This is a genomic window from Pseudoalteromonas sp. APC 3893, from assembly GCF_030408095.1.
Taxonomy (GTDB): domain Bacteria; phylum Pseudomonadota; class Gammaproteobacteria; order Enterobacterales; family Alteromonadaceae; genus Pseudoalteromonas.
Window position 1 is genome coordinate 1 of sequence record NZ_JASDCD010000032.1, and the last position, 19,259, is coordinate 19,259.

A 19,259-nucleotide genomic window follows, 5' to 3' on the forward strand; every position below is an offset into this window, starting at 1 on the left:
CATCCAGATGTTACAGCACTAATAATAAGGAAAAGTACATCGACAAGGTTATGATGCTGGTTGATAGTTGAGCGGTTATCTTTTACAAGTTCTAAATGGGAGAATAAGGACATAAGAAATATAAAGTAATGAAATTTATAGTATTAGATCATAAATTATGAATGTTTACAAAGTATGATCCTGCCCTGATAGATTAACGCTATAGTTGCATTTTTTATTTGAAAAAAGCCCAACCTAACTTATTGAGTTATAATATGTGGCAGTTGCAAACTATATTCAACAACCACATTTGATTTGATCAGAGTTATTATAGTTTGGGAATGAAATTATAGATTGGGAATCCAATCTCTATTCCCAAACCATAATTATTAAAAAGGGTGAGCTATCGTGGCTCACCCTTTTTTATTTCTAGTCCAATGTTTAGTTATTTTTCAACTTTTGCAACTGGTTCAAGTGATGTAATTTTTAGGTAAGTCATACTGTCAATATCTAGCTTATCAAAAGGGTATTGGCCTCGAATATTATCATTAAAAACCTTCCCCATTGATGTTGAGTAATATAGCTTATCCCATAATAAGATGGGTATATTGTAATAACGATAAACACTTCCTGCTTCAAACTTCAGATCAAGGACTTTATTGATCGTTGAATAGCCTATGTGTGAAAAAGCATCTGAATTTACAGGATGTTGTTCAAACAGGGGGAAAGGGGTTTGGTTTAAAATAGAAGCTTCAATTTTAGCACTTATTGCATTTGCAACAGCATTATTTCTTAGGTATGCATCAATTAATCCATGACCAGTTGAGTCAAATAAAGACTCAGCGGAATAGTTTGAAGGTAAACTACCAAATAAAATCCTTACGGCTCGCATGACCCAGTCTTCGTCAAGTGTAAGGTGTGAAATGATCTCTTTATATTCCTCCCCCAAACTTCCTCCTATTGAACTTGTTGGTGTTGCTATTGCGGCTAGGCCAACCAGTGGATAATCGGAAGTAAGATACCCGTCGCTATATTGATAAGTAGATATGGTTTCCTCAAAAAGAGCATTGGTGTAAAAGTTACCTTGCGAGTGACCAATAAGAATAATACGATTGCAAGAATGCATCTGAAATTGAAGTCTTTGAAATGCATTTTTATAATCTGTCTCGTCAATAATAGAGTAATTTACTTCAGTAAATATATCCTGTAAAACTGATTCAATTTGAACGATATCTATATCTGATAGTGAGCTAACAGTGCCTCCAATTATTGCCGTTATTATACGGTACTCTGGTGAAAATATGGGTAAGTCACTATACTTTTGCTGTGCGACTTCATATATTTGCATAAGTAAAGCTTCACTTTTATTATAACTTCCCGCAGGAAGTGATCCTTTTTTAAATTCTGGTAGATGAGAATCTTGAAAGTAACTTAATTCATTTAAATTAGTTTTGTATTGCTTGATATTAGTCCGCATCCCATTTACATAGAAAATGCGTACATTATCAATGTTTTTGGAGCAGTACCGATCTAGTGCTTGATAATTACCATAAGTAAAAATTGGAAATATAAGTAAGAACAAAATATATGTAGCTTTCATTTTATGTCCTCCTTAAGTATTTTGCAGTCTCTATCAGCGCCGTAATGAAAGTCGTCATCCCAAGCAATATAGTCACTAATTTTATTTTGGCTTTTTCGGTTAGCGTACGCTCTATCTATCGTATTAAAGTATAAAACTTCGGGTTCTCTAAAGTGTGGATGTGAACTTTGTAAATATCGAACACAGTAGCTTATGTTGATCATGTCCAAAATAATCTGCTTACTGATCTCAGCATCTAAATTTGGTATGCGCCCTTGCTCAATATCAATAACCAGTTGCAATGTTGAAGCGGCACCTAAACTAAAGGTGATAAGCTGTGGGGAATCAAATTTTTCATACACATAGCGCTCATAATCGTCGCGGATACCGTTGTCATTTTGATCAACCCCGTCCAGCGTTTTATAGTCGTCAGGGTGTTCGGGTGGCAAATCTGGGGTTAGGTAAAATAAATCTTTAATGCGTTGCCAGCTACTGTGAGGTTTAGGTTCGTTATTCTCATTCCAGTAGCGGGCAAGGTAGTAGTCGGGTCCATGTTTTACAAGGTTACCTCCTTGATACACTTTGTTTGCTTGCCATTTTTCTATCACGGTGCTTTGTAACCAAATCCAGCCATCCCAATGGAGTTGGTTTTCTATCGGTTCAATGCCTTTAACCCAAAAAGCGGCAATAAATAAGCTGTTGTTATGAGTCACAACATCACCTGCTACATAAATTGAGCTGGCATTCCATTGTGGGTGGTTTGGTTGAATATCGGTTAAATCTGTATTTTTAGATTGTGAGTTCAGCTGAAAAATATTTGTCGCGTAAGCGTGCGAACAAAAAAGTAACCAAGCAATAATAATAACGATGAGTTTAGTCATTTCAAAATCCTTTTAATTGTCGTTTCATTACTTTTTAAATTAAGTCCACTTTTTAGGTAAATGCAAGGTAGGAGGATTAAATATTTCAAAATTATTAATGAGTTTGAAAAGTAGCAACACTTGGTTTTGCATGCAGGTCTGGAACCTGGTATGGCTTAAATTGTATGTCGCTCTTTAGGGCGAAAAAGTGAATTTCACCACCGAGAATTCAGAGACGCTTCGCTACACAGAGGTTAAGTATTGTTGTAGGAGATGGCTTCAGCCACGAATGATTTAACACAGGAATAAAAAGTATCACCGTAGGCGCTGAGCTTGCTGGCGCGTGTGGTTTGTAGGTTGGGCTTTAGCCCAAAAAGTTGTATCACCTTAGCTGATGGTTTTTACTGCTAACTTGCTAACTTGCTAACTTGCTAACTTGCTAACTTGCTAACTTGCTAACTTGCTAACTTGCTAACTTGCTAACTTGTATCGAGATAAATCCGCGACCTACATTAGAAACCTTATTCAAGGTTTTGTCGCGCTGGCGACGGCAGCCAAAGAGGGAGCGATTTTCAAATTGATTCTGCTGCAAATAATTCATCCCTGAGGCAGGGTTACTGTCGGCATCCATGCTTCCACTTCCTCGCGCTGCGGAACTTCGTTTCGGTCACTCGTCACCCACGGCGCCCCGAGCATCACGCTTAATCCTTCAAATAATTAATTGATGTGAACGTAAGCGCCGTGTAATCGCCGACTTTCACATCCATGTACGCTCCCCAGTTCGGCCATCCGTGGCCTCTCGTTCAAAGCTACGCTTTTCACCCTTGGCGAAGTCACGGCTTTCATTTCATCCATGAAATGTAATTACTCATCAATTACTTATTTTCAAGGTGTGATGACGGGGGGAAGGGTGTTAAACATGAGATTGGTGTTTGGTCTTGGCAAGATGCAAGACCTGACCCTCCGCATTCCACTGATCTATTGATAGATTGCGGCCGACGAATAGGCTTAATAATGAACCTTCGTATAGTAAATTGGTTGTTTAAAAGGAACCTTAAATAAGACAAGCAGGCACTTAGCCGTGTTTTACTTTGACATATCAGTCTTAGATTTTTCACATAGCTATGGATGAAATTAAGCGTATATAAGTAAAAGGGCTATAGTTTTGTTTGCCTAGCCCGGTGTTTACTTTATTGGGGGACCAAAATTTAAGTAATAATTTATTTTATTAGAATATTTTAATTTAGTTTGGAATAAAGTGTTTTGGTAAATCGTCTTCTTTATGTCAATCCGACAAGCTAGAGGACAAAACAATGACTAAATTAAATAAAATTGTAAGCGTAATGATGTTAAGTGGTGTATGTACTTTTACAGGTGCAGTGAACGCCGCTGATATTGAAATATCTCAGTCAACGTCGGCGCAGCAACAAACATCTTCATCTATAGCGCTTTCACAAAATGGGTTAACAGCTAGTGGTAGCAACGAGTCAAACGCATCTAGCAATATACAAGTAGCGGCTGATAACTCGCAAAATACAGATTCAACGGCTAATAACACGCAAACCCCAGCGCAAGAAAGCAGCGAGGCCGCCGAGCCTGCAAATTCATTAGTTGCATTTGGCAGCGCATCTTTAAATAACGCATTGAACGCATCGGCATCGTCTTTAAATGTCACAGGCAATACCGCAGTCAATACAGCGCTTGATGCAACAGCGCAGTTAACCTCATCACCGGGAAACTTAACGACAGTTGTGAGCCAGTCGTCATTACTTTCTCTTACCTCTGAGCAAGGCGCTCAGTCAGACACTACCGATACACCAACAGATGCCTCTTTACTTTCAAATATGAGTAGCGCTACCGATTTAGTAACACAAGCTGATGCAACAAATGCGCTTAATGCGGGTGAGCTTACAAACCAACTAGCAATTACTAATACGGCTGCAAACTCAGTGAGTTCTGCACTGCAAGTGGGTGATGCAATTAATACCAGTAATGAAGTAGTAAGCAGTGTTCAGCAATCTTTAATTGCCAGTGTGCAAGATAGTACGGTTAGCAGTTTACAAAGCACGGTACAACAAAGTGTTAGCGGGCAGGTGAGTGCAGCGGTCACTGATCAAATTAGTAACGATGTAGCACTTAGCACCGCAAGTGAAGTAGTAACCAACATTACTAACGATTTAGACCTAGGCCTTTAATACACCCTAAGTGTGTTTGCACAAATGCCGAATAGGGAAACCTATTCGGCCTGTTGGAGAATGAATATGAAAGCAGTTATAACCGCCACATTGTGTGTTTTTAGTGCCCAAGCGGTCCTTGCACAAACTAACCACGTTAAAACACCTGAGCAAACTAAACCCTTTAAAAGTAGCTTTGAGCTAAATGCAGATGCAGAAGTTGGGGTATTAAGTAACTCGGCGCTCTCTGTTCAGGAGCTTGACGATATTTCGTCGCAAAGCGACAGCGGCATAAAAACCGCAGCAGGTGTTAATGCAAAATGGCAATTAACTAAAAGCGCCAAATTAACCTCAAGCTATAAGTTTGAACAACAAGACTACGATGAGTTTGATCAATACGATTTAGACCTTCATCAATATGGTTTAGATGGCAGTTATAGCTTTGACGGGCATGAAATTGGTGTGCGTTACGATGGTGCAAAAGCAAATGTAGATGGCGATACATTTTTACATTTTAATCAAGCCAGTGCTTATTATGGCCATTTTTTAAAGCCGCATACGTATTTGCGTATGAGCATAAAAACCAAAGCTAAACGTTTTGCGACTGCAAAAGCGCGTAATGCCGACGGCGTAGGTGCCGATGTAGCGCTTTATCATTTTATAAATAATGGCCAAACCATGCTAATGGCAGCGCTAAGTGCCGATAAAGAAAACGCCGACGACAACCAATACGACTTTAGCGGCTACGGTTTTACTACTAAAGTTACGCACAAATTTACGGCCTTTAATGTGGCTAACAAAGTGGGAGCTGGCTGGCGTTATCAAAATAAAGACTACGATGAGCAAACAACGGATGATTTTTTTGAGCAAATACCGTCGCGAGATGAGCACCGAAATGTAGTTAATGCGTTTTATAACGTAGCTATATTTGAGCACGTAACACTAATAGCCGAGGCTGAATATGGCGATTATCAATCAAAGCTTAGTAGTAATACCTATACGCAGTCGGTTTTATCTGCGTCAGTTAAAGTGCTCTTTTAGGTGGGTAAATGGCGCCATAACCAAAGGTGGTGTCTTTGCCTTGCTCGCCTAGATCAATGGCAAGTGATGTAAGCTCGGTAAGTGCTTTGGTTTTATTATTATCATGCTTTAACAATAAACAACTTAATGCCGCGCTTACATGCGGCGCCGCCATTGACGTACCCGACTCCCTTCCAAATTTCCCATTGCCTTGGCTTGTAACAACATTTACACCAAAGGCTGTAAAGTCTATGTAATCACCTTTATTTGACCACCTATAAATTTGGTTTTTTGAATCAATAGCACTTACCGCTATCACGCTTTTATACGCCCCTGGGTATAACGGCTGCGACGCTGGCCCTTGGTTACCTGCAGCAGCTATAATTAACACGTTTTGTTTTATTGCAGCAGTAATACTTGCTTCTAAAACTGCGTTATTTGGCCCCGTTAGGCTCATATTTATTACGGGTATTTTATTACTAACTAGCCAGTTAAGTGCCTCTACTATGGCAAATAAAGTAGCCCCTTGTGCATAGTCAGATTGCCTATAAAACACCTCTGCACTGTAGAGCTTGGCACTGCTTAAAAGCGGGCTAAGGTTTGCTCCTTTGCCTGTAATTAAGCCCGCTATGGCGGTGCCGTGTAAATTTGGCGAGCTTAACCCTTTAGGTAAAAAGCTTTGTGTGATGATATTTGCGCCTTTAAAAGCACTGTGTTTGGTATTAATGGCGCTGTCGATCATGCCGATTTTTACGCTTTGTGTGCAGTAGGGTGCAATAGACTTTTTTTGCGTTACTTTTAGGGCGGGCTCGCCTGTTTGCGCTTGGTAAATGTGGTTTCGGTCAAGTATTGCAGACTCATCTAAGTTAAGCGCTTTTAATAACTCATTTTTAGAATTAACACCTTGAGGGGTGTTAAAGCGTACTAAGCTCATATTAAGTGCGTTGTAATTTTTTACCGATACAATGGTTATATTTTGCTGTTTTAGGGTATTAAGTTGTTGGCTATTTGCCATTAATAACCATTGGCGCTCTATTGCTCTAAAGCCATTTTCTAGCTCTACTTCAACAAATGCGGTGTTTTGGCTATCTATATTAATGTTAAGCACATTAGGTAAATTGCTAATTGGCTCACTTATTTGCGCTTTTAGTTCATCAATCGATATTTGTGGAACAGGCACCGGAAGCGGCAGACGCTGTGCACGCTCTATAGTTTGTTCAATACGCTGCTCTATTGGGTTTAGCTGCCCAAGCACCTGATCGACTTGGACTATATTGGCTGAGCTCGTTGCGCTAAATATGCAAAGCGAGGCGGCTATTATGTGTTTAACGCGGACTGTTTTCATGTTCATAGTGGGTTACTTATTTTTTATTACACTGTTAGTTGACGTTTAACACATAGAAATATTTCATTATTCAAATTATTTTGATTATTTGGGAATAAATGTTTTTTTGAATCGTCTTCTTTATAAAAGGGGTAAAAATCAATGAACGAAACATTAAAAACCTTATTGCCCATGCTTAGGCGTTTTGCCTATTCGCTAACGGGTAGTAAAGCAGATGCAGACGATGTAGTGCAAATAACAATTGAAAAACTATTAGTAAAAGGCATTCCGGATGATGTTGAGCCTGCTAAATGGGCGTTTAAAATTTGTCGCAATGTGTGGATAGACGAGTACCGCTCACGCAAGGTAAGGCAAAATACGGCCCAGGCCGATGTTTTACCAGAGCCAATTACAAGTAATGAACATCAAACACTCGAAAACAAACAAATGCTTAAAAATGTAAATACAGCACTTGGGCAATTACCCGAAGAGCAACGTGCCATCGTATCGCTAGTGGCAGTGCAGGGCATGGCCTACAAAGAAGTCGCACATACGCTAGATATACCTATAGGCAGTGTAATGAGTAAATTATCGCGAGCACGCAGTACTCTTTATAACTTAATAAAACCCGACTTTAAAAAGGAGCAAGTATGAAAATTAACGACGAAACACTTAGCGCCTTTTTAGACTCAGAGCTAAGTGAGAACGAAATGGAGCAAGTGCGTAAAGCCCTTGAAACTAATGATGAACTAGTAATGCGACTTGCAGAACTAAGCGAGGTAGACATGCTAGTAAAAGAGCACGCTACAAGTATTGATGATGCACCCCTTAGTGACTCATTAGCTAAAACGGTTGCAAAGCTTGATACAGCAACGACTAAAAACACGTCAAATAGCAATGTAGTAACGTTAACGCCTTGGCAAAAGGTTAAGCAATCGACTATTAAAAGCTTAGCAATAGCTGCAAGCATTGCCGTGGTATTTGGTATAGCAACGACTAGCTATTTACAGCCACATAATGCGCAAAGCTTAGTGGCTAGTAATACAGCTTCAGCGCTTAACACACAGCTAAGTAGCGGTGTGTTTGAGCAAAGTGATGGCTCACTATTTAACGCGCAGCTTAGTTTTAAAAATCAGCAAGGTGAGCTTTGTAGGCAGTATGCACTAAGCTCAAACAATACAACGCAAACAAGCATTGCTTGTAAAACGCAAAGCGGTTGGCAAATTAAAGCGCAAACAGCCGCGCAGCAAAGCAATAATGGCGCGCAATATCAAACGGCGTCTAATAACAGTGAGTTAGATGCTGTTATAGACAGCATGATCAGCGGCGCACCACTAGATAGAGCGCAAGAGCAGCAAGCAATTAGCGCAAAGTGGCATTTAAACAAATAATAATGTGTATAAAACGAGGTGAATTATGAAAACATCTATTTTAATTATCAGTATTTTACTTATGGCGGGTTGTGCATCTAAACCTGATTACCGCGCCGCGAATAATGGCTCACAAGGTTACAGCGAGCAAAAAATTAGCGATGATCAATACCGAGTAGAGTTTAAAAGTGTGTCAAACAACGTAGCCGATGCCGGTGACTATGCATTATTACGCGCAGCTGAGCTTACCCAAGCGCAAGGCTACGACTGGTTTGTTGTAACTAACAAAGAAACCTTTGTTGAGTCTAAATCGCAAGCCCCCACTTCATCTATCAGTGCATCACAAAGCCAGCAATATGAGCGAAGCTGCGGTTTATTAACTTGTGAAACACGCACACGCCCAACAAGCAGTGTAGGCGTGCAGGTGAGCAACCATGATAAACGCAAAGAAGTGCACACCCTGATTGATATTAAAATGGGCAAAGGTATAAAGCCAAGCGACAATAGCTTTAGCGCCCAAGACTTAATTGAAAACTTAAGTAAAAAGGCACAAAAATAATAGTTTAATAAAGCAGCTTTGCTGCACAGAGGTTAAATACTGATTGTAGGGGGGGCTTTAGCCACGAATGGCTTAACACGAGTGATTGAGTTAACCACTGTAGGTGCTGAGTTTGCTGGCGAGTGTGGTTATATGTTCATTGCTCGCTAACTTGAAGCTTTTTAACTCGCTAACTTTTTATATTTTATCGAGATAAATCAGCGATCTACATTAAAAACCTTATTCAGGGTTTTGTCGCGCTGGCGACCGCAGGCAAAGAGGGGGGCTGCTGACCCTATCAGGGTGTATTGCGGGAATCAATAACGATGCCTGCATACAAAAATAGTTTAACCCCGACGTTAAAAAAACCGCATAAGTCAACATTGTGCGGTTTTTATTGTTGTACTGAAGAATTTTATAACGGTATACAAAAGAGTGTTTCATTAAAGTTTGCACATTTCCAGCCAAATGCCCAATAACAGGCTTTGCCTGAAAGCCCTAAGCAAACTTTATTGTTGTGGATCTCAATTCTAAAGCACAGATCAGCCTTAGCAAGACCAACTGAAGGAGAAAAACAAACGCTAATATTATGTGGATCAAAAGTATACTGAGTACACCAAACCGATGCGCCAGCGACTATCAAACATACCTTTAACGTTGCAGTCCAATCATTTGTACTACTGCCACATACAGTGAGCGTCCCTTTTATACCTATAATTTTAAAAAGTGATACTTCAAAATCTTGTGTTAGGCACTCATTTTTAGCTTTAGATAGAGTACCAAGCGTAATGTTGTCAATTTCTCCAATGGCCCCCGCACTTTCTGAGAATCCATTTAACATTCCTTTTGTCGCATCTTTTTCAATAGCTTTAATAACATGCTTTTTGATTTCAGCTGCACTCATTCCTGCATGCTTTGCCATCATCTCCCAGTCTTTATCTGAGACCATAGTCTGTAGTGATTTCTTTAGATCTGTCATAATATTTCACCATAATTTTTGACTTCATTGGCGAGAATAAAGGTTTCTAGTAGAAGAACTTTTTCCCGATAAAAAATGACTATAGCAATGACAAAAATTTAAACATATTACAGACCATTACATTAAATAATCGTAGCAAGCAGAGTTTTCATTTCATCCATGAAATGAATTACTCATCAATTACTTATCTTCAGGGCGTGATGACGGGGAAGGGGGTTAAACATAAGGTTGGTGTTTGGTCTTGGCAAGAAACAAGACCCTCGCATTTTCATTCGCGCCACTTCGGGGGTATTGTCAGCCTATGATAATCATGGCAAACACTATTTGCTTACGGGCAACTCATTGACGGAGCTAGAAGCTCAGCTTGACCCAGCTCTCTTTTTTAGAGTTAACCGCAGTGGAGTAGTGAATATTAATTATGTACTTTCATTTGAAAGCTACGCTAAAAAAACGTTAGCAGTTAACCTGCAGCATATGAGTGAACCACTAATCACCAGCAGAACACGTACGAGTGGCTTTAGAAAGTGGTTAGCTACGTAAATAAAAAGTTTTTTCTTTACTGCTCTATCAAAGACTTATGGGCGATATAAATCCTTTTGGTTTAACGGCTAAAATCGAACTATCGAGTTGGTTAAGAATCGTTTCTGCTGTGTTTCCAATCACAAGACCTGCAACTCCGGTACGAGAGATTGTTCCCATTACAACTAAATCGGCATCAACCGCTTGTGCAGCCTTAGGTAACTCTTCTTCCGCAGTCCCCTTAATAATATGTGCACGTAAAGATAAGAAGTTATAAGATTTTTGTCCTAAAGTGTGTTTTAACTTTTCTAATAGTTGCTCCATTTTATGCTGACTGTGGCGATGCTCAAATTCATATAACTTTTTTTCGACTTTGTCTGGATCTTCCACCCAAAGACTGATAAATCCTGCATTGGGCGCATCGTATACATTAACTACATGAGTTGTGGAAAACTCGGCTAACGAAATTGCACAAGCCAGCTCAAGTATCGTATTGTTTAATTCAAGATTACAGTTACTTTCATCTATAGAGTCAAAGTTTACGGCTGCTAGTATTTGTTTATAATTGAGTTTTTCATCTTTTTTCATTAACCAAACAGGGCATGGGCAATTGCGCAATAAATGCATATCATCACTGGTGATTAGCCGATCAAACCAACTAAGTTTATCTACTTCTTTGAGTAAAATATCAAAGCTATTCGACAATACCGCTCGGATACTTTCTAAGTATCTTTTACCTACTTTGACTTCAGCTTTAATATTTACGTCATTATCCAAAGAAGCAATAAGGCTGCGTAGGTTTTCATTTGCTTTAGTCAGGGTAAGGGTCTCTATTTCAGGGCTTTCAATGCCTATTTTATTTAGCGCAGATGATAGGGATAAACTTGGAATAACCAAAAGTAAGGTTAGATCTGCCTGACTATTTTTGGCTAATGAAATGGCACGTAGTAAAGACGGTGACGGTTTATCCATCGGTTCATTCATTACATATAATACGTTACTGAATCTTTTCATATTACGATCTCCTTATAAAGCTATTTACTCGACTTAACACCTTGGATAAGTATATCAGCAGCATGATCCGCTGTATCTTGGAAAGGCTCTAAAATTAACTCAACACCTAACAAAGCGAGTTCTTCACTATCAGCTGTACTCTGTGATACCGCGGCTAACTTACCCTGGTAACCAGCTGAGCGGGTTAATTGAACTACGGTTCTACGTGGATCTTCTGATGACAAACCAGTATGTAAGTGAGGGATTGTAGACACAGCCCACTTTGCATGTTTGAGTGGTAATTCAAGAATAAACTCAGCATCGGTGGCATCACCATATTCACAATCTAGCCCTAAATGGTTCCAACTTTTTATTGCTGACGGGTTAAAATCAATGCCTAAAACCTTTATGCCTTTAGCTTTCAGTTGTTGGGCAATCGCAGTGCCAAGACGCCCCAGTCCAAATATGATCACAGGGTAATGGTTATCAGGATGATCGTCGGCAACTTTTTCACGGGGAGCTCCTGAACGCTCAAATATATTTAGTACGGGAGAAAATATTGAATAAAGTTGGTGGGAATAAGTGATCATATATGTTGAGGCCGCGATCGTAATGATCCCAACTAAGGTCACTAAGCCCAGTACATTTTGTGGCACATGGCCTAAACTTATCCCCATAGCGATGAAGATTAAAGAAAATTCACTAATTTGAGCTACCGTCAAACCAGCAAGAAAACCAGTTCGTTTACTGTAGCCCATAAGCCCCATAATAATTACGACAATAAGTGGATTCCCAATAAGAACAAATAGCGAAAAGATAGTTGCACCAGCTAGATGGTTACCAAGTAAAGATAAATCTAATGTGGCACCTAAAGCGATAAAGAAAAACAATAATAGGAAATCGCGTAGTGGTGCGAGTCGCGCGGCAATACTTTCACGGTAAGGAGTTGACGCTAAAGCAACCCCAGCTAATAAGCCTCCCACTTCCATCCCTAAGCCTACTAGGTCACCAATAGCGGCAAATAAAGCCGCTTGTGCTATGGCGTAAACCACTAATAATTCTGGGGCTTTAGCTAGCTTTTCTGTTAATGGGTTTGCAATATAACGAACAAAAACAATAACAAAAGCGAGTAAACCTAAGCCCGAAATTCCCACTTGCCATACGGAAGAGCTTCCATCTTCTCCATGTCCTGAACCTATACCTATGGTTGCCAGCACTATCATCGCCATAACAACTACAAGATCTTGAACAATTAAAAAGCCTAAGGCGATTTGACCATGTAAAGATTCTATTTCTCGTTTATCTGAAAGTAGTTTGACTATGATAATGGTGGATGAAAAAGTAAGAGCAACTGCGACATACAGACTGGTGGTATGATCTAAACCAATGCCTAAACCAATAAAATAGCCAAATAGGGAAGTAAACGCCACCTGACCAAGGCCGGTTAAAACAGAGACACTACCAATGGATTTTATGAGTTTTACATCAAGCTTTATACCAACAAGAAACAGCAGCACAGCAATTCCGAGCTCAGATAGAAGTTGGATTTGTTCTTTAGAATGAACAATATCTAACACCGAAGGCCCGGCTATTAAGCCAACGGCGATAAAGCTAACAATCAATGGTTGTCTTAACAGTAAACCTATAAAGCCCAACAATGCAGCTAATACCAAAAGTGTAGCTATCTCGGTAAATGCTGACTGTGTGATCAGTTCAATTAAAGTCACTGTTATACTCCTATCCAGACACAGAATATATTTAACAATACCTAATGCTGTACTCAGCAAAGGATAAATTCAAGAAAATATTAACAATTTATCAAGTGACAACACATGATTTGAAACAAAAAATATTAGATTAAGCAACAAAAAGGTGACAATACATATGTAATACAGTGATTTAGTCTTGATGAAAACTAAAGGGGGCACCCATTCGAAAGTTCCGGTCAAGCAGGCTTCTGTGTTTTTTTGGTCTGTTTATTCAAAAAACTAAGTGTTGTTATTTTTAAACTCAATTGCAGCATGGCTACATACTACTAGAAGGCTAGCTTATCTAAACTAACTTCACCAAAGCGTGCTAGTAATAAATCTTCTGAGGCTTTGAGTGCACTGGCGAGTTCTCTATTTACTGCTTTTTCAATCAGGCATTCTGTATGTTCATCACTTAAGCCGATAGTGAATACAGAGCTTTCGCCTAAGGCTGTATGAATATCTAGCAAGGTGATATCTGCTAATGAGACATTTAAAAGCCAGCCGCCGCCATGTCCTTTTATCGAAGTGACATAACCTCTATCGCGTAAACACCCCATAGTACGTCTTACAACCACAGGGTTAGTTTGTAGCATTGTTGCTATATGGTCTGATGTTGCAGGCTCGTCCATGTGATCCATGTGAATTAAAATATGTAGCATGCGCGATAAACGACTGTCTTTTCTCATCTTATTCTCTTCTTTTTATATAAATAGTCTCAGCTATTTTATGCGCTTGATAATATCACGATACTTTTAATGTTGCATGTGTTGACTTTGGAAACTCATGTAACTTAATATGTTTCGTGAGTTAATGCTGATAGATGAATCGGTTTGCTATAAATGAGGAACTAGAGATGAAGCAAGATGTTGTGATTATTGGTGGAAGTTTTGCGGGCATTTCCGCAGCTACGCAATTAGTAAGAGCTCAGCGTAAAGTAACAGTCATTGATGCAGGTAAGCCAAGAAACCGATTTGCTGATCATTCGCATGGTTTTTTAGGTTTAGATGGATACAGCCCATCGGCTATTAAAGAGAAAACATGGCAGCAGTTACAAGCGTATGAAAGTGTCACTATTATTGAAGATAAAGTGATTGATATTAATAAAGAAGTGCAGGGCTTTAGCGTAAAAATTAATAATGGTGAAACAATCGCTTGTAAAAAAATAATTCTCGCCACAGGTTTAAAAGATGAATTACCTGATATTAAAGGTGTTAAAGCGCGTTGGGGAAAAACAGTTATACATTGCCCTTACTGCCACGGTTATGAGTTACGTAATCGTTCTTTAGGTGTTATTGCAACGGGGCCAATGTCTTTACATCAAGCAGGAATGATCCCTGATTGGGGCGTAACTACCTATTTCTCGCAAGGTGAATACCTGCCCGATCCAGAACAAAAATTATTTTTACAGCAGCGTGGTGTTAGCTTTGAAGATACACCCGTTGTTGAAGTATTAGGGGATAACCTTGATGTCTTCGCGGTAAAACTTGCCGATGGTCGTATCATTGCATTAGGAGGCTTATATGTTGGGCCTAAAACACATATGGCGAGCCCATTTGCTGAGCTTTTAGGCTGTGAGTTTACAGATGGACCAATGGGCGCTGTAGTCGTAACCGACGATTTTAAACAAACCACAGTTGCTGGTGTATTTGCCGCTGGCGATATAGCTAACCCAATGCAAAATGCCACATTTGCTTCTGCATCAGGTGTAATGGCAGGTATAGGTGTACATAAACAATTAATACAAGAGTTGTTGTAGTTAAAGTATCAGCGCACACAAGGCTGCCAGTATGACAAAAGATAAAGAATTTTGGGAAACTACCTTTAAAGATAAGCAAATGATGTGGGGTGATGAAGCTTCAAGCACAACAGCGTTAACTGTCGCTCTTTTTAAAAATAATGGTTTGAAAAAGCTTTTGATCCCAGGATTTGGCTACGGCCGAAACGGCAAAGTATTTAGTGATCATGGTTTTGATGTAACCGGTATTGAAATATCTGAGACTGCAATAGGAATAGCCAGAAAGCAATACGGTAATACCATGAAGATTCATCACGGCAATGTTAATAACATGCCTTTTGATGATGAAATATATGATGGCGTTTTTTGTTATGCTTTACTTCACTTGCTTGATGAAAAAGCACGTACAAACCTGATAAATAATAGCTATAAACAACTTAAAAATGATGGCTACATGGTATTTGTTACTTTATCTACAGATAGCCAAACCTATGGCGAAGGTGTTGAAATAAGTAAAGACAGATTTGCAAGCAAGCATGGGGTTAACTTATTTTATTATGATGAAGCGGCGATCAAGGCACAGTTTAGCAGCTATGGATTGCTTGAAGTAAAAGAGGTTAACGAGTATTCACAAATATTTTGGCTTATTGTTTGTAAAAGTATGTAAGATTTTCCCAAGGTATAATTAAACCGTTGACTTAAAAAAGGCTCTTACTCCTTCAGCTTAAGCATTTTACAGTATTGATCAGCACTTCGATGAAAACCGTCATCCCAAGCAATATAGTCACTAATTCTATTTTGGCTTTTCCGGTTAGCGTAAGCTCTATCTATCGTATTAAAGTATAAAACTTCGGGTTCTCTAAAGTGTGGGTGTGAATTTTGTAAATATCGAACACAGTAGCTTATGTTTATCATATCCAAAATAATCTGCTTACCAATCTCAGTATCTAAATTTGGTATACGGCCTTGCTCAATATCAATAACCAGTTGCAATGTTGAAGCGGCACCTAAACTGAAGGTGATGAGCTGTGGAGAATCAAACTTTTCATACACGTAGCGCTCATAATCGTCGCGGATACCGTTGTCATTTTGATCAACACCGTCCAACGTTTTATAGTCGTTTGGGTGTTCGGGTGGCAAATCTGGGGTTAGGTAAAATAAATCTTTAATGCGTTGCCAGCTACTGTGAGGTTTAGGTTCGTTATTCTCGTTCCAATAGCGAGCAAGATAATAGTCAGTACCGTGTTTTACAAGGTTACTAGCTTGATACACTTTGTTTGCTTGCCACTTTTCTATCGTGGTGTTTTGTAGCCAGATCCAGCCATCCCAGTGGGGCTGGTTTTCTATCGGTTCAATGCCTTTAACCCAAAAAGCGGCAATAAATAAGCTGTTGTTATGAGTGACAACATCACGGCGACATAAATTGAGCTGGCATTCCATTGTGGGTGGTTTGGTTGAATATCGGTTAAATTTATATTGTTAGCTTGTGAGTTAAGCTTAAAAATATTTGTCGCGTAAGCATGCGAACAAAAAAGTAACCAAGCAATAATAATGATGAGTTTAGTCATTTCAAAATCCTTTTGGTGATGTTTAGTTATTTTTCAACTTTTGCAACTGGTTCAAGTGATGTCATTTTTAGGTAAGTCATACTTTCAATATCTAACTTATTAAAAGGGTATTGACCTCGAATATTATCATTAAAAACCTTCCCCATTGATGTTGAGTAATACAGCTTATCCCATAATAATATGGGTATATTGTAATAACGGTAAACACCTCCTGATTCAAATTTGAGATCAAGAACTTTATTAATCGTTGAATAGCCTATATGTGAAAAAGCATCTGAATTTACAGGGTGTTGTTCAAATAAGGGGAAAGGAGTTTGGTTCTGTATAGAAAATTCAATTTTAGCACTTATTGCATTTGCAACAGCATTATTTCTTAGATACGCATCAATTAGCCCATGACCAGTTGAATCAAATAAAGACTCAGCAGAATAGTTTGAAGGTAAACTACCAAATAGAATCCTTACGGCTCGCATGAACCAGTCTTCGTCAAGTGTAAGGTGTGAAATGATCTCTTTATATTCCTCCCCCAAACTTCCTCCTATTGAACTTGTTGGTGTTGCTATTGCGGCTAGGCCAACCAGTGGATAATCGGAAGCAAGATACCCGTCGCTATATTGATAAGTAGATATGGTTTCCTCAAAAAGAGCATTGGTGTAAAAGTTACCTTGCGAGTGACCAATAAGAATAATACGGTTGCAAGAGTGCATTTGAAACAGCAGCTTTTGATAGGCATTTCTATAATCAGTATCGTTTAACTTTGAATAAGTTACACTTGAAAATACTTCTTCAATTACAGATTCAATATGGGCGATATTTTCCTGAGAAAGAGAATCGACGGTACCACCGAGTATTGCAGTTATGAGGTGGTACTTATTTGAAAAAGGGGATAAATCGCCATATTTTTGTTTTGCTACTTCATATATTTGCATATGAAGGTCTTCATCTTTGTTATAGCTGCCCGTTGGTTCTCTACCTTTAAGGTATTTACCTAATTTAGTCATCTGAAAATTATCTAACCAAGCTAAATTTTTTCGAAAATCATCCGAGCTAGTAAACATACCATTAACGTAGAACAAGCGCAGTTGGTCTATTTGTTTTGAGCAATACCTATCAAGACTATCGAATTCGGCCTGTGCCTTTGGAATAAAGAATATTAGGATGATTAATAAGCAAGTTTTCATTTCATTACTTCCTCTAATATTGTGCAAGACATATCAGCATCTAGATGAAAATCGTCATCCCAAGGAATTAGATCATGAGCTTTATTTTGTGCTTTACGATTAGCATAGGCCCTATCTATAGTATTAAAGTACATCAGTTTAGGATTGCGATAAGAAGGGAACGTATTCTGTATCATTTCAGTGCAGAAGCTTATATTTATAAAATCTAAAATAATCTGCTTCCCAATCTCAGTATCTAAATTTGGGATACGGCCTTGCTCAATATCAATAACCAGTTGCAATGTTGAAGCGGCACCTAAACTGAAGGTGATGAGCTGTGGAGAATCTAATTTTTCATACACATAGCGCTCATAATCGTCGCGGATACCGTTGTTATTTTGATCAACCCCGTCCAACGTTTTATAGTCGTCAGGGTGTTCGGGTGGCAAATCTGGGGTTAGGTAAAATAAATCTTTAATGCGTTGCCAGCTACTGTGAGGTTTAGGTTCGTTATTCTCATTCCAATAGCGAGCAAGGTAGTAGTCAGTACCATGTTTTACAAGGTTGCCAGCTTGATACACTTTGTCTGCTTGCCACTTTTCTATCACGGTGTTTTGTAGCCAAATCCAGCCATCCCAGTGGGGCTGGTTTTCTATTGGTTCAATGCCTTTAACCCAAAAAGTGGCTATAAATAAGCTGTCTTTGTGAATAACAACATCACCGGCGACATAAATTGAGCTGGCATTCCATTGTGGATGGTTTGGTTGAATATCGGTTAAATTTATATTGTTAGCTTCAGATCTCAGCTGAAAAATATTTGTCGCGTAAGCATGCGAACAAAAAAGTAACCAGGCAATAATGATGAGTTTAATCATTACAAAATCCTTTTTATGAAGTTTCATTACTTTTTAAATTAAGTCCACCTTTTAGGTAAAAACAAGGTGAGAGGGTTAAAAATTTCAAAATTTTTACAGTATGGATAAGTTGTGTTTTAGTTTAGAATTGAATTTTACCCGAGAGAACAAGGAGATGCTTTGTCGTATGGGAGGAAATGAAACGCTGGGTTTATTGGTTAAAAATAAATGATTATCAAGTTATTGATTTAGTTTGCCTCCAAGGCTTGAATTTTTACTTAGCCTGCACTTCAGCATCCAGTAAAGTATCTATATAAGCGAGTTCCTCACTAAACACACCATTAAAAAATGCACTTTGCTCAATTATTTCGCTTTCATTAGGGTGGTTTTTGTAGTTTTGTTGACATCTAACAAACTCGTTAGATAGCCATTGGCATATATTGGCCACGGCACTGATTGCTGTTTTTAAAAAAGATGACCATTTTATTTTGTGTAAATTAAAGCGGTAGAGTGTTACAGCAATTAGGCTATACGCTTTGTGCTCTGGTGAGGGTGAGTTATTACTATTTAATGAGTCGCTGTTTAAAAGCTTACTGTCGATCAGCGCTTGTTGCAGAGCCATTTGTTGTGAGTTACTTAAAAAGGTTGTTGTCATAATGAATAATTAGCCTCAATCTGCTGCAATAAATTTGGCATTTAAAAGTGAGGCTAAGCAAGGTGTTTATAGCTTGTACAGCACCGAAAAAATGCAGTGACAGTGATAGCAAAATAGGGCTGACTCTTTACTGAATTAGTAAAATACAATTGTAATCGAAGGAGTGGTTTCGGTTCTAGTTTGTGGCTTGCTGCTGTGCTG

20 protein-coding genes and 1 pseudogene are annotated in these 19,259 nt (G+C 38.9%); 8 read left to right on the top strand and 13 right to left on the bottom strand.

Going from position 1 to position 19,259, the window contains the following annotated elements; all coding sequences use genetic code 11:
- The 4 genes and pseudogenes from QMA12_RS20380 to QMA12_RS20395 all read right to left on the bottom strand — a co-directional run.
- Nucleotides 1-113, bottom strand: a pseudogene (locus tag QMA12_RS20380) (ISAs1 family transposase); the annotation flags it as partial.
- A gap of 311 nt (nucleotides 114-424) precedes the next feature.
- A complete protein-coding gene (locus QMA12_RS20385; RefSeq protein WP_290211276.1) occupies nucleotides 425-1,579 on the bottom strand; it encodes a KTSC domain-containing protein in 1,155 nt (384 codons plus the stop codon).
- Nucleotides 1,576-2,439, bottom strand: a complete 864-nt coding sequence (locus tag QMA12_RS20390) for a chitodextrinase (RefSeq protein WP_290211277.1) — start codon at nucleotides 2,437-2,439, stop codon at nucleotides 1,576-1,578. Before QMA12_RS20390 ends, QMA12_RS20385 begins: the two co-directional genes overlap by 4 nt.
- 442 nt (nucleotides 2,440-2,881) lie before the next feature.
- Nucleotides 2,882-3,049, bottom strand: a complete 168-nt coding sequence (locus QMA12_RS20395; RefSeq protein ID WP_290211278.1) for a hypothetical protein — start codon at nucleotides 3,047-3,049, stop codon at nucleotides 2,882-2,884.
- A gap of 682 nt (nucleotides 3,050-3,731) precedes the next feature.
- Here QMA12_RS20395 and QMA12_RS20400 point away from each other — a divergent pair.
- Together QMA12_RS20400 and QMA12_RS20405 are read left to right on the top strand one after the other, a co-directional pair.
- Nucleotides 3,732-4,613 (top strand): hypothetical protein, encoded by an 882-nt coding sequence (locus QMA12_RS20400; protein ID WP_290211279.1) that lies wholly within the window; start codon nucleotides 3,732-3,734, stop codon nucleotides 4,611-4,613.
- A 66-nt stretch (nucleotides 4,614-4,679) separates the two neighbouring features.
- Nucleotides 4,680-5,633: a hypothetical protein gene (locus QMA12_RS20405; protein WP_290211280.1), complete on the top strand. Its 954-nt coding sequence runs from the start codon at nucleotides 4,680-4,682 to the stop codon at nucleotides 5,631-5,633.
- Here the strand turns inward: QMA12_RS20405 and QMA12_RS20410 are convergent.
- Entirely contained in the window at nucleotides 5,617-6,963 is a 1,347-nt protein-coding gene (locus QMA12_RS20410; RefSeq protein ID WP_290211281.1) for a S8 family serine peptidase, read from the bottom strand. The two genes, QMA12_RS20405 and QMA12_RS20410, sit on opposite strands and share 17 nt — an antisense overlap.
- Before the next feature lie 135 nt (nucleotides 6,964-7,098).
- On the opposite strand from QMA12_RS20410, the gene QMA12_RS20415 reads away from it, so the two are divergent.
- Genes QMA12_RS20415 through QMA12_RS20425 form a run of 3 tightly spaced genes read left to right on the top strand, consistent with a single transcriptional unit; the run spans nucleotide 7,099 to nucleotide 8,865 of the window.
- A complete protein-coding gene (locus QMA12_RS20415) occupies nucleotides 7,099-7,590 on the top strand; it encodes an RNA polymerase sigma factor (protein WP_054982238.1) in 492 nt (163 codons plus the stop codon).
- Entirely contained in the window at nucleotides 7,587-8,327 is a 741-nt protein-coding gene (locus QMA12_RS20420; RefSeq protein WP_290211283.1) for a hypothetical protein, read from the top strand. The genes QMA12_RS20415 and QMA12_RS20420 overlap by 4 nt, the downstream gene beginning before the upstream one ends.
- Nucleotides 8,328-8,352: 25 nt before the next feature.
- On the top strand, nucleotides 8,353-8,865 hold the full coding sequence (locus QMA12_RS20425) for a hypothetical protein (RefSeq protein ID WP_290211284.1): 513 nt from the start codon (nucleotides 8,353-8,355) through the stop codon (nucleotides 8,863-8,865).
- Nucleotides 8,866-9,259: 394 nt separating this feature from the next.
- Here QMA12_RS20425 and QMA12_RS20430 read toward each other — a convergent pair whose 3' ends face one another.
- A complete protein-coding gene (locus tag QMA12_RS20430; protein ID WP_290211285.1) occupies nucleotides 9,260-9,823 on the bottom strand; it encodes a hypothetical protein in 564 nt (187 codons plus the stop codon).
- A 291-nt stretch (nucleotides 9,824-10,114) separates the two neighbouring features.
- Here QMA12_RS20430 and QMA12_RS20435 point away from each other — a divergent pair, with 291 nt between their 5' ends.
- A complete protein-coding gene (locus QMA12_RS20435; RefSeq protein WP_356948035.1) occupies nucleotides 10,115-10,363 on the top strand; it encodes a LytTR family DNA-binding domain-containing protein in 249 nt (82 codons plus the stop codon).
- Between the two features lie 27 nt (nucleotides 10,364-10,390).
- On the opposite strand, the gene QMA12_RS20440 is transcribed toward QMA12_RS20435, so the two are convergent.
- From QMA12_RS20440 to QMA12_RS20450, 3 genes are all read right to left on the bottom strand, one after another.
- On the bottom strand, nucleotides 10,391-11,356 hold the full coding sequence (locus QMA12_RS20440; protein ID WP_290211287.1) for a universal stress protein: 966 nt from the start codon (nucleotides 11,354-11,356) through the stop codon (nucleotides 10,391-10,393).
- Nucleotides 11,357-11,376: 20 nt separating this feature from the next.
- Nucleotides 11,377-13,062 carry a cation:proton antiporter gene (locus QMA12_RS20445; protein WP_290211288.1) on the bottom strand — a complete coding sequence of 562 codons (1,686 nt, stop codon included), beginning with the start codon at nucleotides 13,060-13,062 and terminating at the stop codon, nucleotides 11,377-11,379.
- A gap of 308 nt (nucleotides 13,063-13,370) precedes the next feature.
- Nucleotides 13,371-13,772 (bottom strand): Rrf2 family transcriptional regulator, encoded by a 402-nt coding sequence (locus tag QMA12_RS20450; protein ID WP_087532374.1) that lies wholly within the window; start codon nucleotides 13,770-13,772, stop codon nucleotides 13,371-13,373.
- A gap of 167 nt (nucleotides 13,773-13,939) precedes the next feature.
- Between QMA12_RS20450 and QMA12_RS20455 the strand changes: the two genes are divergently transcribed.
- Both QMA12_RS20455 and QMA12_RS20460 read left to right on the top strand, forming a co-directional pair.
- Entirely contained in the window at nucleotides 13,940-14,842 is a 903-nt protein-coding gene (locus QMA12_RS20455; RefSeq protein ID WP_290211289.1) for an NAD(P)/FAD-dependent oxidoreductase, read from the top strand.
- Nucleotides 14,843-14,873: 31 nt separating this feature from the next.
- Complete coding sequence (locus tag QMA12_RS20460) at nucleotides 14,874-15,488, top strand: class I SAM-dependent methyltransferase (protein WP_087532372.1); 615 nt, start codon at nucleotides 14,874-14,876, stop codon at nucleotides 15,486-15,488.
- Nucleotides 15,489-15,532: 44 nt separating this feature from the next.
- On the opposite strand, the gene QMA12_RS20465 is transcribed toward QMA12_RS20460, so the two are convergent.
- From QMA12_RS20465 to QMA12_RS20480, 4 genes are all read right to left on the bottom strand, one after another.
- Nucleotides 15,533-16,261 carry a chitodextrinase gene (locus QMA12_RS20465; protein WP_290211290.1) on the bottom strand — a complete coding sequence of 243 codons (729 nt, stop codon included), beginning with the start codon at nucleotides 16,259-16,261 and terminating at the stop codon, nucleotides 15,533-15,535.
- A gap of 154 nt (nucleotides 16,262-16,415) precedes the next feature.
- On the bottom strand, nucleotides 16,416-17,570 hold the full coding sequence (locus tag QMA12_RS20470) for a KTSC domain-containing protein (protein WP_087532371.1): 1,155 nt from the start codon (nucleotides 17,568-17,570) through the stop codon (nucleotides 16,416-16,418).
- A complete protein-coding gene (locus QMA12_RS20475) occupies nucleotides 17,567-18,424 on the bottom strand; it encodes a chitodextrinase (protein ID WP_290211291.1) in 858 nt (285 codons plus the stop codon). Before QMA12_RS20475 ends, QMA12_RS20470 begins: the two co-directional genes overlap by 4 nt.
- A gap of 253 nt (nucleotides 18,425-18,677) precedes the next feature.
- Entirely contained in the window at nucleotides 18,678-19,058 is a 381-nt protein-coding gene (locus tag QMA12_RS20480; RefSeq protein ID WP_087532369.1) for a hypothetical protein, read from the bottom strand.
- Nucleotides 19,059-19,259: the final 201 nt, after the last annotated feature.

Excerpts from the sequence above, each read along its gene's own strand:
- QMA12_RS20425 (WP_290211284.1), top strand. The coding sequence starts at position 8,353 with ATGAAAACATCTATTTTAATTATCAGTATTTTACTTATGGCGGGTTGT.
- QMA12_RS20480 (WP_087532369.1), bottom strand. The coding sequence starts at position 19,058 with ATGACAACAACCTTTTTAAGTAACTCACAACAAATGGCTCTGCAACAA.
- QMA12_RS20430 (WP_290211285.1), bottom strand. The coding sequence starts at position 9,823 with ATGACAGATCTAAAGAAATCACTACAGACTATGGTCTCAGATAAAGAC.
- QMA12_RS20410 (WP_290211281.1), bottom strand. The coding sequence starts at position 6,963 with ATGAACATGAAAACAGTCCGCGTTAAACACATAATAGCCGCCTCGCTT.
- QMA12_RS20465 (WP_290211290.1), bottom strand. The coding sequence starts at position 16,261 with ATGGAATGCCAGCTCAATTTATGTCGCCGTGATGTTGTCACTCATAAC.
- QMA12_RS20390 (WP_290211277.1), bottom strand. The coding sequence starts at position 2,439 with ATGACTAAACTCATCGTTATTATTATTGCTTGGTTACTTTTTTGTTCG.
- QMA12_RS20450 (WP_087532374.1), bottom strand. The coding sequence starts at position 13,772 with ATGAGAAAAGACAGTCGTTTATCGCGCATGCTACATATTTTAATTCAC.
- QMA12_RS20455 (WP_290211289.1), top strand. The coding sequence starts at position 13,940 with ATGAAGCAAGATGTTGTGATTATTGGTGGAAGTTTTGCGGGCATTTCC.
- QMA12_RS20475 (WP_290211291.1), bottom strand. The coding sequence starts at position 18,424 with ATGATTAAACTCATCATTATTGCCTGGTTACTTTTTTGTTCGCATGCT.
- QMA12_RS20440 (WP_290211287.1), bottom strand. The coding sequence starts at position 11,356 with ATGAAAAGATTCAGTAACGTATTATATGTAATGAATGAACCGATGGAT.
- QMA12_RS20385 (WP_290211276.1), bottom strand. The coding sequence starts at position 1,579 with ATGAAAGCTACATATATTTTGTTCTTACTTATATTTCCAATTTTTACT.
- QMA12_RS20415 (WP_054982238.1), top strand. The coding sequence starts at position 7,099 with ATGAACGAAACATTAAAAACCTTATTGCCCATGCTTAGGCGTTTTGCC.
- QMA12_RS20395 (WP_290211278.1), bottom strand. The coding sequence starts at position 3,049 with ATGGATGCCGACAGTAACCCTGCCTCAGGGATGAATTATTTGCAGCAG.
- QMA12_RS20400 (WP_290211279.1), top strand. The coding sequence starts at position 3,732 with ATGACTAAATTAAATAAAATTGTAAGCGTAATGATGTTAAGTGGTGTA.
- QMA12_RS20460 (WP_087532372.1), top strand. The coding sequence starts at position 14,874 with ATGACAAAAGATAAAGAATTTTGGGAAACTACCTTTAAAGATAAGCAA.
- QMA12_RS20405 (WP_290211280.1), top strand. The coding sequence starts at position 4,680 with ATGAAAGCAGTTATAACCGCCACATTGTGTGTTTTTAGTGCCCAAGCG.
- QMA12_RS20470 (WP_087532371.1), bottom strand. The coding sequence starts at position 17,570 with ATGAAAACTTGCTTATTAATCATCCTAATATTCTTTATTCCAAAGGCA.
- QMA12_RS20420 (WP_290211283.1), top strand. The coding sequence starts at position 7,587 with ATGAAAATTAACGACGAAACACTTAGCGCCTTTTTAGACTCAGAGCTA.